At 39.4% G+C, this 12,430-nt stretch carries 10 protein-coding genes; 8 read left to right on the forward strand and 2 right to left on the reverse strand.

The features are described 5' to 3' along the window. Window positions 1–291 precede the first annotated feature (291 nt). From raiA to HRT55_RS10960, 3 genes are all read left to right on the forward strand, one after another. Complete coding sequence (gene raiA, locus HRT55_RS10950) at window positions 292–648, forward strand: ribosome-associated translation inhibitor RaiA (RefSeq protein WP_291621173.1); 357 nt, start codon at window positions 292–294, stop codon at window positions 646–648. Window positions 649–817: 169 nt separating this feature from the next. Next, a complete protein-coding gene (locus HRT55_RS10955; protein WP_291621175.1) occupies window positions 818–2,068 on the forward strand; it encodes an efflux RND transporter periplasmic adaptor subunit in 1,251 nt (416 codons plus the stop codon). 14 nt (window positions 2,069–2,082) lie between these two features. After that, window positions 2,083–5,196: an efflux RND transporter permease subunit gene (locus HRT55_RS10960; RefSeq protein WP_291621177.1), complete on the forward strand. Its 3,114-nt coding sequence runs from the start codon at window positions 2,083–2,085 to the stop codon at window positions 5,194–5,196. Window positions 5,197–5,370: 174 nt separating this feature from the next. On the opposite strand, the gene HRT55_RS10965 is transcribed toward HRT55_RS10960, so the two are convergent. Together HRT55_RS10965 and HRT55_RS10970 are read right to left on the reverse strand one after the other, a co-directional pair. Further along, complete coding sequence (locus HRT55_RS10965; RefSeq protein ID WP_291621179.1) at window positions 5,371–5,514, reverse strand: DUF2986 domain-containing protein; 144 nt, start codon at window positions 5,512–5,514, stop codon at window positions 5,371–5,373. Window positions 5,515–5,557: 43 nt separating this feature from the next. Beyond that, entirely contained in the window at window positions 5,558–5,986 is a 429-nt protein-coding gene (locus HRT55_RS10970) for a hypothetical protein (RefSeq protein ID WP_291611491.1), read from the reverse strand. Between the two features lie 162 nt (window positions 5,987–6,148). Here HRT55_RS10970 and dbpA point away from each other — a divergent pair, with 162 nt between their 5' ends. The 5 genes from dbpA to HRT55_RS10995 all read left to right on the forward strand — a co-directional run bounded on the left by dbpA (window position 6,149) and on the right by HRT55_RS10995 (window position 12,408). Continuing rightward, window positions 6,149–7,555, forward strand: a complete 1,407-nt coding sequence (dbpA, locus tag HRT55_RS10975; RefSeq protein WP_291621181.1) for an ATP-dependent RNA helicase DbpA — start codon at window positions 6,149–6,151, stop codon at window positions 7,553–7,555. 40 nt (window positions 7,556–7,595) lie between these two features. Continuing rightward, a complete protein-coding gene (zapE, locus tag HRT55_RS10980) occupies window positions 7,596–8,759 on the forward strand; it encodes a cell division protein ZapE (protein ID WP_291621183.1) in 1,164 nt (387 codons plus the stop codon). Between the two features lie 169 nt (window positions 8,760–8,928). Beyond that, entirely contained in the window at window positions 8,929–9,768 is an 840-nt protein-coding gene (locus tag HRT55_RS10985; RefSeq protein ID WP_291621186.1) for a DUF2884 family protein, read from the forward strand. A 78-nt stretch (window positions 9,769–9,846) separates the two neighbouring features. After that, a complete protein-coding gene (locus HRT55_RS10990; protein ID WP_291621188.1) occupies window positions 9,847–10,662 on the forward strand; it encodes a tRNA-uridine aminocarboxypropyltransferase in 816 nt (271 codons plus the stop codon). A gap of 243 nt (window positions 10,663–10,905) precedes the next feature. Continuing rightward, window positions 10,906–12,408: a CoA-acylating methylmalonate-semialdehyde dehydrogenase gene (locus HRT55_RS10995; protein ID WP_291621190.1), complete on the forward strand. Its 1,503-nt coding sequence runs from the start codon at window positions 10,906–10,908 to the stop codon at window positions 12,406–12,408. Window positions 12,409–12,430: the final 22 nt, after the last annotated feature.

Here is a 12,430-nt window from a genome sequence, read left to right on the forward strand (position 1 = left end):
TTCATTAACCTTTATCATATGGTAGAGGCTAATATTTCAGTAAACCCTGCATTATTTTCACCTTTCTTTATTTTAGATCAATAGTAATTTCACCACATTTACGCTACGTTTAAACTAGGCCATAAGTGCCGGTAATGATGGATAATGAATTTGATAGTAAAATACTTAGTACTCTTACTTGTTTTTATCAACACTTGCCCTCAGGTCTATTATTAAGTGACACATTATCAACTAGGTAAAAGAGTCATTTAGATAAACTAGTCATTAAGTAACAGTAAAAAAGGAATACATATGAAAATAAATCTTTCTGGTCATCATGTAGAAGTTAATGATTCAATCAAAGAGCATATCGAAGAAAAATTCTCTAAAATTGCCAACCACTTTCCAACATTAATATCTCTAGACGTAATAGTCTCTAAAGAACATCATCAATATCAAGTCGAGCTAACGACAAACTATGAAGGTGGACGAATTTCAGCTACCGGTTTAGATGGTGTTATGTATCCGGCTATTGCCAATGCTGCAAAAAAACTCGATGCAGCCCTTAAGCATAGAAAAGGGCAATTGAAAGCTAATATGCACAGCAAACCAGGTGCAACGACTCCTGAAATTGCCCATGAAAAGGTGCAAGAGATGAACCTATCATAATTCTCCTATAATCTTAAACCCCAAAAGCTGTTGAACCTCGTTCGCAGCTTTTTTTATATAGTTCCTAAGTTTTTGCTAATTGGTACAAATAATTACTGCATTGCAGACTCGCTGTGTAATAATCAAAGCCATTAATATTTAAAGCATTAACCTCACAAGGAATTTTTTGATGCTCAAACGCTTTTTAAGACAATCCAATACCTGCCAAATTACAACGAGTAAACTCGCAATACTTGGACTTTTATCTCTCACACTTACTGCTTGCAGCAAAGAAGAGGTTAAGGTGAAACCACCAGCGCCAGCGGTATCGGTATACTCAATTAAAGCACAACCTATTGGCGGGTATCGTGAGTTTGTTGCACGAACAGAAGCTTTCAAAGAAGCCGACTTACGCGCTCGTGTTGAAGGTGAGTTAATTGAACGCCATTTTAGAGAAGGCAGTAATGTTGAAAAGGGACAAGTATTATTAAAAATCGACCCCGCAGCATACCAGGCAGCATTATCAGCAGCCAAAGCTGACTTAAGCTCTAGAATCTCAGGCGAAGAAAATGCTCAGCGTAACTTAAAACGTGCCAATGACCTTATTGATGATGGTTATATTTCTCAATCAGATTATGACCGTTTAACTACGGAAGAGTCGCAAGCTAAATCAGCGGTTAAAGCGGCAGAAGCATCACTTGAAAAAGCGGAACTTGATTTAAGTTATACCACAATCACAGCGCCTTTTAGCGGCCGAATTGGTAAAGTAAATTATAACGTTGGCAATATTGTTGGTCCAACAAGTAACCCCTTAGCAACCTTGATTATCAGTGACCCAATTTTTGTAAGTTTTCAGGTTGAAGAGAGTTTCTATATTACTTACTTACAAGAACATCAGGGTGCAAGAACTGCCAAAGAAGCTGAATTTGAGCTATCTCTACGCTTGCCAAATAATACTGAATATCCAGAAAAGGGTCAGTTAAACTTTTCTGATACTAAAATTGCCCAAGGTATGGGTACCGTTGAATTGAGAACCGTTTTCCCTAACCCTCATAATATTATTTTACCAGGGCTATTTGTTACCTTGATTGTTGAAACGTTAGATAAAGAGGAAATGGCGTTAATACCACAAGCAGCAGTACAAGAAAACCAGCAAGGTAAATTTGTCTTAGTTGTCGGAGCAGATAATAAGGTTAAACAGCGTCACGTTGTCTTAGGGCGAAGAATTAATGCTATGTGGGTTGTTGAAAAAGGCGTTGCTATTGGTGAAAAAGTGATAGTCGAAGGCTTACAAAAAGTTCGAGCTGGTGTGGAAGTAAATGGTGTTATTAAGCATGTTGACCCACTTACGGGTACCATCTCAGATATTAATGATAAAGCGACAAATTCTGCAAAAGCTAACGATGCCAATATTAGCCCAAGCGCAGCAGTCGATAAGTAAAAAAGGACGATTTTATGATCAGTAAAACTTTTATCAATCGCCCTAAATTCGCGTTTGTTATCTCTATTGTTATCACCCTTGCCGGCTTAATTGCCATGAGTGTGTTACCGGTAAATATGTACCCAGAAATAACACCACCTCAAGTTCAAATATCTGCCGTCTATCCTGGGGCTAGTGCTCAAATTGTTGAAGAGTCGGTTATCAGGCCTATTGAAGAGCAGGTCAATGGCGTAGAAGATATGATGTATATCGAATCTTCTGCCTCAAATAATGGTACTGCAGTTATTACAGTATTTTTTAAAGTTGGTACTGATGGTGATATTGCCCAAGTAAATGTGCAAAACAGAGTCGCATTAGCAACTAGCTCATTACCTTCAGAGGTAACCCGTCAAGGGGTTGATGTTAAGAAAAAGTCTAGTTCTATGTTGTTAGGCATTAACTTGTATTCTGAGCAAGAAGGTATTGACCAACTCTTTTTAAGTAATTATGCCTCTAACTATTTAACTGAACCGTTAGGTCGTATCGAAGGTGTTGCCTCAGCAGAAATCATGGGTGAAATGACCTATAGTATGCGCGTTTGGTTAAACCCTGAACGTATGGCATCTTTAAGTATTACTGTCACTGAAGTTCAGCAAGCATTACAAGAGCAGAATATGATAGTTGCTGCTGGTAAGTTCGGCGCTAGCCCATCGTTACCTAACCAACAATTTGAGTACTCTATTCAAGCCAAAGGTCGTTTACAAACACCTGAAGAATTCGGCCAAACGATAATTCGCGCTCAGCTCAACGGTAACTTTATCCGTTTAGGTGATATTGCTCGTTTAGAGTTAGGTGCAGAAGATTATTCAACCCAAGCAAGATTAAATGGTAAAGAAACTGCCTTTCTTGTTATCTACCAGCTACCTGATGCTAATGCCACAGAAGTTGCTTCGTTAGTAAAAGCTGAAATGGAAATACTTTCTCAGCGTTTCCCTGATGGTTTAGAGTATGTTATCCCCTACGATACCACTAAATTTATCGACCGCTCCATTGAAGAAGTTATGGTTACCCTCTTTCAAGCGATAGCTTTAGTAATATTAGTAGTGTTTTTATTCCTGCAAAACTGGCGTGCCACCATCATTCCAACCCTAGCAATTCCTGTGTCACTCATTGGTACTTTTGCGTTTATGATATTGATGGGTTACTCAATCAACACCATCACTTTATTTGGTTTAGTACTCGCTATCGGTATTGTCGTTGATGATGCTATTATCGTGATAGAAAATGTTGAACGAATATTAAAAGAAGAGCAGTTACCCATTAAAGAAGCGGTCACCAAAGCGATGGAGCAAGTCTCTGGACCTATTATAGCTACCACCTTGGTACTATTAGCTGTTTTTGTTCCCGTGGCCTTTATGCCGGGAATAACAGGTGAATTATATAAACAATTTTCAGTCACTATTTCTTTTGCTGTGCTAATTTCTTCACTTAATGCTTTAACCTTAAGTCCAGCACTTTGTACCGTGTTACTAAGTGCTGAAAAAATGAAGCCTATTTCCTGGTTAGTGCCATTTGAACGTCTCATTACTAAGGTCACTGGCAGCTATACCAAAGCTGTTGGTTTCTTGCTTAAGCGACTTGCTCGCGTAGGTCTTTTTGTTGGCTTAATGTTTATTGGTGCCGGTTGGTTAACAACTTCAGTACCAACAGCGTTTTTACCGGCTGAAGACCAAGGTTACCTATTTGTCGATGTGCAGCTTCCTGATGCTGCGTCAAGTAATCGTACACAAGCGGTAATGGATAAGATCACACCACTGATATTAAACGACGCAGCCGTTGATGATATTATTACCGTGTCAGGTTACTCACTACTTGGTGGTGCCGGCTCAAATAATGGTCTGGCTATTATTCTGCTTAAAGACTGGGAAGAGCGTACCGCGCCTGAATTGGGGCTAAGGCAATTAATCCCTCGGTTAATGGGGCAATTATGGACTATGCCTGATGCACAAATTATGGTATTTAATCCGCCGCCTATTCCTGGCCTTGGCAATAGTTCAGGCTTTGAATTTAAATTGCAAGACAGTGAAGGTAGAGATCCTGCTGCGTTAGCACAAGTGATGAACGGACTCATATATGAGGCCAATCAACGACCTGAATTAACACGGGTATTTAGTACCTTTAGAGCTAATGTTCCGCAATACTTTTTAGAGGTAGACCGTAATAAAGCCAAAGCTCAAGGTGTCTCTTTATCTGATATATTCTCGACTTTGCAAGCGCAATTAGGCTCTTTATATATTAATGACTTTAGTCAATTTGGCCGAACCTATCGTGTCACTATACAAGCTGAAAGTCAGTATCGAAAAGACCCATCAGATTTACGTTATTACTTTGTCCGTAATAAAGATAATGAAATGGTGCCGCTAACGACTTTAGCAACGATTAAGCCTATTTTAGGGCCAACAACCATTAGTCACTTTAACTTATATCGTAGTGCTAGTATCACTGGTAATGCTGCGCCTGGTTATTCATCAGGACAGTCTATTGATGTTATGGAAGAGCTAGCCAGTAAATTGCCGCAAGGTTATATCTATGAATGGTCGGGACAGTCTAAGCAAGAATTAGAAGCGGGTAATTTAGCACCTATTTTATTTGGTTTAGCTATCCTCTTTGTTTACTTATTCTTAGTGGCACAATATGAAAGTTGGACTATTCCATTTTCAGTGTTAGCTGCGGTACCGTTAGCGCTATTTGGCTCTATGTTGGCACTTTATACGGTTGGCATGGCAAATAACATCTATGCGCAAGTTGGCTTGGTATTATTGATAGGCCTGTCCACTAAAACCGCTATTTTAATTGTCGAGTTCGCCATGGAGCAAAGAGCGGCGGGAGAGACGATTATGAATGCAGCACTTAATGCGGCTAGAATGCGTTTTCGTGCGGTATTGATGACAGCTTTTTCTTTTATTCTCGGTGTATTACCGCTGGTATTTGCAACGGGTGCCGGTGCGGGTAGTCGTGTCTCGCTCGGTATCACTGTACTGTCGGGTATGATCGCCGCGACGTTGTTTGGTACTTTACTGGTGCCTTACTTCTATTTAGTGATTCAGCGTATGCGAGAAAAAATTAAAGGTAATCCAGATGTTAGCTAAAGCTTTTACCACCTGCTAGCACCAAAAAGGGCACATACTATATATAAATAGTATGTGCCCTTTTTATTTGTTTGCTAAAAGCCTAACGATAAATGCTAAAGTAACTAACAATCGATGATAATGACTATTTAGTATCTATTCAGCAAAACCTTTATTTAGGTATTAGTTTAGGTGCTACTCTGACTCTTGCGCAGCTTCTTCAAGTTTAGCTCTATCGGCTTTTGATACATACTTAGGTTTATTACTGGTATGTAACTTTGAATTCATTTTCTTAACTTTCTTTTTCAAAATATTGTTCATCTTCTTTTTTCTATTCATCTTATAATCTCTACATATATACTTAAAATTATTCTAGCTATTCTTATAGAAAAATAACTACTACAAACATCAATGGCAAGTAAGGGTACAACACCGTCGGCTTTAATGAATTAGCCATATACTCGGCAATAAGTGCCTTGCTAGTTGGTCGGTTCATTTGCCACTGTTTATACATTAAATAGGGTTTAGTCGACTCACTTGTCTGTTCAGCCTCATTTAGCGCTAATTTATCTTCTATCGCTATTATCGCATTTGCGGTACGACACTGAAAGGTTTTCCAAATACCTTCTTGCAACCAAAGTACAGCGACTAGCAGTAAGGCAACAAGAGCCGTCAATGAAAAGGTTAAGGACAACAAGGTGATAGCGGTGGCAACAAGCTTGATAATTAGAGCATAACTTTCATAACTTTCATGATTGTTATGTAAGGTTTGCCATTGCTGAAGTAATAACTGTTTTGAAACTGTGGTCATAGGGCTGAATACCATTGTTCTAATGTACTGGGGTTGAGCAAAAATTACTGTTATTATGCGCGCATTATCTTTCTCTTTAAAGTTATCTTGGCTTTACATTGAAATTTTTCTTATCTTTTGGCTTAGCGTTTAGCTAGGCAATTTAAACCAGAGGCGTTTATTTTGAGTACTAATTCAACTACATCATCGTTAGCTTTTTCTTCATTAAGCTTAAAACAGGATCTAGTTAAAAACTTATCGTCCCTTGGCTATGAGAAAATGACACCCATTCAAGCTAAAACCTTACCTGAATTGCTTAAGGGAAAAGATGTTATTGGCGAAGCTAAAACGGGCTCAGGCAAAACGGCGGCTTTTGGTTTGGCATTACTTAACAAACTAGAAGTTAAAAAGTTTCGCATTCAATCTTTGGTGATTTGTCCAACCCGAGAACTGGCTGACCAAGTTGCGAAAGAATTGAGAAAACTAGCACGTGGTATTCACAATATTAAAATATTGACACTTTGTGGCGGCACACCGTTTGGTCCACAAATTGGTTCTTTAGAGCATGGTGCACATGTTATTGTTGGTACCCCAGGTCGTCTTGAAGAACACGTTATAAAAGGCACCTTACAATTAGATAACTTAAACTTATTAGTGCTTGATGAAGCTGACCGTATGTTAGAGATGGGCTTTCAAGCGGCACTTGATAATATTATTGGACGTACACCACTTGACCGTCAAACGTTACTTTTCAGTGCCACGTTTCCAGACCAAATCAAATCTATTAGCGAAAGTATTATGACCGATCCGGTGATGGTGAAAATCGCTTCTAGTGAAGATCAATCAACTATCAGTCAAAAGTTTTTTAAAGTAAGTGATGATGACAGTCGCCTAGATGCGTTACGTTTATTATTACTAGATCAACAAGTTGAATCGACCGCTATTTTTTGTAATACCAAAAAAGAAACCAAGCAAGTTGCTGACGCCTTACATTTTGATGGCTTTAGTGTGTTAGCTTTACATGGCGATTTAGAGCAGCGTGATAGAGATCAAACATTATTACGCTTTGCCAACAAAAGTGCTTCAATTCTTGTCGCTACTGATGTTGCTGCACGTGGCTTGGATATTGATAGTTTAGATTTAGTGATTAACTATCATATTGCCCGCGATAGTGAAGTACACGTACATAGAATTGGCCGAACAGGTCGAGCAGGCAGCACAGGTATTGCTTATTCACTATTTAGTGACAAAGAAAGTTATAAAGTTGGTTTACTTGAAGACTACCTTGAAGCGGTTATCACACCTGAGCCGTTGCCTTCATCAGCTGTACTTGGTTATGAACGTCCACAAGCTAAAATGGCAACCATTCAAATTGATGGCGGTAAAAAGCAAAAAGTTAGAGCTGGAGATATTTTAGGCGCACTTACGGGTGATAATGGCATTAAAGGCTCAGAAGTTGGTAAAATTTCGGTACTTGATAACAAAGCCTATGTAGCTGTTACTAAAGGCGCGTTAAATTTAGCGTTGCGAAAGATAACTAAAGGGAAAATGAAAGGGCGTACCTTCAATGCACGTCACTTAACTTTTTAATAAGCTAACGTCTAAATTAAAAGCTAGATGAAAAAATTCAATGAAAAAAGCCTACCAAGAGCTGCTTGTCAACAAGCAGCTCGATTTTGATGCCGCTCAAACACAAGCTGTTGATGCTTTAGTTTTACTATCCGAACAGCTAATTGAGCGACAGCAATCACCCAAAAGATTTAAAAAATCCATTCCAGGGTTATACTTTCACGGCCGAGTTGGTCGCGGTAAAACCATGCTAATGGATTTATTTTATCAGCACTTACCAATAAAAAATAAGAAACGTATCCATTTCCATCACTTTATGGAAAGTGTGCATCAGCAACTCGCCCAATTAACCGGAAAATCTGAGCCCCTTAACCATATAGCGAAAGCATGGGCAAAAAATATTGAGCTGTTATGTTTCGATGAGTTTTTTGTTAGTGATATTGCTGATGCTATGCTACTTAGCGGCCTGTTCTCTGCACTGTTTGCTCAAGGTGTCACGCTTGTTGCCACCTCTAATTGTCGCCCGGAGCAACTCTATCGTAATGGCTTGCAAAGAGAGCGTTTTTTACCAACCATCGCCTTGATTAACCAGTATTGTCAGGTTATTTCAATTGATGGTGATGTGGATCATAGACGCAGTAAATTGGCTAGCAGCGGTAATTATAGCAATTACTTTTTACTTGTTAACCAAGGTGAAAGTAAATTAACTGCTTGCTATAAAAGTTTAACCAAGAGTGATCATCTAGTTGCTGGTGTGATAGAAATTAATCACCGACCGTTAAACTATTTAGCTCAAAGTGAGGATGTCATATTCTTTGATTTTGTTGCGCTCTGTTCAGGCCCTCGCAGTCAACGAGATTATATGGCGCTCGCTAAAGACTTCGCCACAGTATTTATTGCCAATGTACCGCAATTTTCAGGAAAATTGGTACCCGCTGTTTTTTCAGGTGTTGAAGACAGCTATCAACGCAGCGGTGTGTTAATGGGCGACTTACAGCAACTTGATGATGAAGCAAGAAGGTTTATTGCCCTTGTTGATGAGTTCTACGATCAAAAAATTAATTTAATTGTTAGTGCGCAAGTCGATATATTTGAGCTTTATCAGGGGCAACAACTGGCCTTTGAATTTGAGCGCTGTCAGTCTCGCTTAATTGAAATGCAAAACAGTGAACCATCGTCCTCCACAACTAAAGCTAAAAAACTAATAACTAGTCAATTTGACTAATTAGCTTACATTTTTTTAGCCCCTACATATTAATTTTAATCCATCTATTTGATATTTATATAAAAATAAACTTGGCACTATGTTTGTAACATCATCTAGGTAATAGGTATTAATAGCTAGAATAATGGGTATTGATACCCGTTAACTTTAATTTCATAAGGACAGAATCATGACATATTTTCACTACACTTTAATCGCTAGTGCGCTTACGGTTTCACTTGCATCATCGGCGGCATTTGCCCACGAATCATGTAATGTCGATTTATCGGCGGGCTTTACTATTAACACTAGTTCGATTGAGTTTTTACAAGAGGGTAGTGAGCATGATGGCAAGCAGCGCAGCTTATACAAGATTATAGAGGGTAAAAAACTTTTAATCGATAGTCAGAATATTGAACTAACCGATACTCAGCAAGCTTTATTGCAAAAATATGATGAAAAAATCCGCCAGCTAGTACCACAAGTGAAAAGTGTTGCCATTGAAGGCGTTGATTTGGCTGTTGATGGCATTAACCTTGCTTTTAATGGCCTACTGGGTGAAGGCAATAGTGTAGCGGCTGATTTGACCAAAGAGTTAACGCTGATTCGAGAGCACGTTATCGCCAATCTATCTATTGAAAAAGGCATATCTGTTGGTGTTGATGGCTTAGCAAGTGAAGAGTTACTCGGTAAAGATTTTGAGCAACGAATTGAGTCCGCCATTGAAAAAGCGGTGCTAAACTCTATGGGCAGTATCATGATTGCTATAGGCCAACAAATGATGGCAGCAGACGGTGATGGACAAAACTTTGAAACGCGTATGGAAAATTTTGGCGAGACCATAGAAAAAGAAATGACAGTAAGATCTGCTCAAATTGAAAAAAAGGCACAAGCTCTTTGTCTGAGTATTGCTGAAGTGGATGCGTTAGAAGAGCAACTTAAAGGGCAAATTAAGCCACTTGCTGATACCAATGTGTTTACTGTGACAGTTGAGCATGATGAAGACGACAACCATGCTAACGCAAAGTAACTAAAGCAAATCATATGATTTGAAGACCTAGCACTGGTATAATTGCTGGGTCTTTTTTATCTCCATATTTAGTGAAACATGCACGCTGTCCATAAATTACATCAATACCGTAAAAGTATCAGTACTACCACCTATAAAGCGCGAGGACAAAGAGTCATTCGTTGCCCACTTTGCCAGTTAGCCCAGCAGTTTTGCATATGTGAGCTATCACCAAGTAAACAGAAAATAGAGACAACCGCAGGGTTTTTACTACTGTATTACGACACAGAAGTAATGAAGCCGAGTAATACCGGTAAACTTATTGCCGACCTTATTCCTGATACCTTTGCTTTTTTATGGTCTAGAACTCAAGAGAACCCAGAATTATTAGCCGTGCTTAATGATGAAAAGTGGTTTCCTTTATTGGTCTTTCCGCAAGAGTATGCTGATGATGACCGCCAAGTTTTTAGCAACAAGGTTATTTGCCCGGAAGGTAAAAGACCGCTCTTTATTATGCTTGATGGCAGTTGGCGTGAAGCCAAAAAAATGTTTCGTAAAAGTCCTTATTTAGACCGTTTTCCTATGGTGTCCTTTGATGCGAAAACGGCTATTGAAGCTGTTGCTGGTCTTTGTCAAAGTGAAAATAACAATCAACTCTCTAACGGTGCATTATCACCTGTGGGTCAAGACTCACGTTATACGGTAAGAAAAACCGAGCTTGAACATCAATTTTCCACCGCCGAGGTTGGCGCTAGAGTGTTAGCTATGCATGGCGAAACGAATAATGCGCATTTGCTGGATTTGTGGTTTGATGTCTTTAATTTCCAATATCAAAAAAGTGTCTGTCAGCGTAATAAAGGTAATGTAAATGCAATGGAAAACTATCAAAGCTTCCTAGTAAAGATATATCGATAAACTCCCCGGATAGTAATCTGTAGCTAATAATGAGTAGTGAATATTAAGTCATCAAGGATTCGCAGTTAACGTTAAGGTAAACATGCACTTAGCAAGCACTTGTAAATATTAGTTTGCAAGTGTTTGCTTAGCTTGTACTTTTTCATTTATTTAAAGCTAGCACTTAGCTAATTAAAGCCTTAAGTTAAGATTATTCTATGCAACTTTACTGTTGTGCTAACAATAAATACTTAAAGGCTTGTTATGACAATTAAAGAAATTCCACTCATTATAAATGGTAAAAAAGTACGTTCTAAAACAAATACTTGGTTAGATGTACTTAATCCAGCTACTCAAGAAGTTGTCGCGCGTGTACCTGTGGCAACCCGTGAGGAAGTGGCTGCTGCTGTTGATAGTGCAGAGCAAGCGTTTAAAAGTTGGTCAAAGGTTTCTTTAACCAATCGTATGCGTATTATGCTGAATTTTCAGCACTTGGTCCGTGAACATAGCCAAGAATTAGCAGAATTAGTAACCCTAGAGCATGGTAAAACCTTACCTGATGCTGAAGGCGAAGTAGGGCGTTCGTTGGAAGCCATTGAAAATGCCTGTTCTATCACGCGTTTACAATTGGGTGAAATGGCTAATAACGCCGCTACAGGTATTGATACTTATACGCTAAATAAACCACTTGGTGTAGGTGTTGGCATTACCGCCTTTAACTTCCCGTTAATGTTGCCAGCTTTTATGTTTCCACCAGCCATTGCTTGCGGTAATACATTTGTATTAAAACCGTCTGAGCAAGCGCCATCATCAACCATACGTTTTGTTGAACTGGCATTAGAAGCAGGTATTCCACCAGGCGTACTTAATGTTATCCATGGCGGACCTGATGCGGTTAACCAGCTTATTGAAAGCGATGCGGTAAAAGCCGTATCATTTATTGGCTCTACTGCGGTAGGTACCCATGTTTATAATCTTGCCAGCAAACACGGTAAACGTGCTCAAGCTATGATGGGCGCGAAAAACCATATGGTGATCATGCCTGATGCTAATAAAGACCGAGCAATCAATGATCTATTAGGCTCAGCTTTTGGCGCTGCTGGTCAACGCTGTATGGCAAATCCGGTCACTATACTTGTCGGTGAAGCACGTGAGTGGTTACCTGAAATTGTTGAACGCGCCAAGTTAATGAAAGTAGGCCCGGGCACACAACGCGATGCGGATTTAGGTCCGGTAGTATCGCCACAAGCTAAAGCACGTATCTTAAGTCTTCTTGATTCTGGTGTCGCTCAAGGCGCGGAATTACTTGTTGATGGCAGAAATTGCCAAGTAGATGGCTACCCTAAGGGAAATTTTGTTGGTCCTACATTATTTAGTAAAGTCACTACCGATATGGACATTTATACGCAAGAAATCTTTGGTCCTGCTTTATGTGTTTTAGAAGCGGATAGCTTAGATGAAGCGATAGCAATTATTAATGCTAACCCTAATGGTAATGGTACTTCATTATTTACTTCATCTGGTTGGGCAGCGCGAAAGTTTGAAAATGATGTTGATGTCGGCCAAGTAGGTATTAATGTTCCTATCCCAGTACCTGTTGCCTTCTTTAGCTTTACCGGCTCTCGTGGTTCAAAATTAGGGGACTTAGGACCTAATGGTAAACAAGTTGTTAGCTTTTGGACTTACACTAAGTCAGTGACGGCTCGCTGGTTTGAGCCGGACCATCAAGATGGCTCAACCATTCATACCACCATTAGCATGAAGTAATAGCAGCTACTGGACTGAACTG

It is taken from the genome of Colwellia sp. (genome assembly GCF_013214175.1).
In the GTDB taxonomy this organism is placed as follows: domain Bacteria; phylum Pseudomonadota; class Gammaproteobacteria; order Enterobacterales; family Alteromonadaceae; genus Colwellia.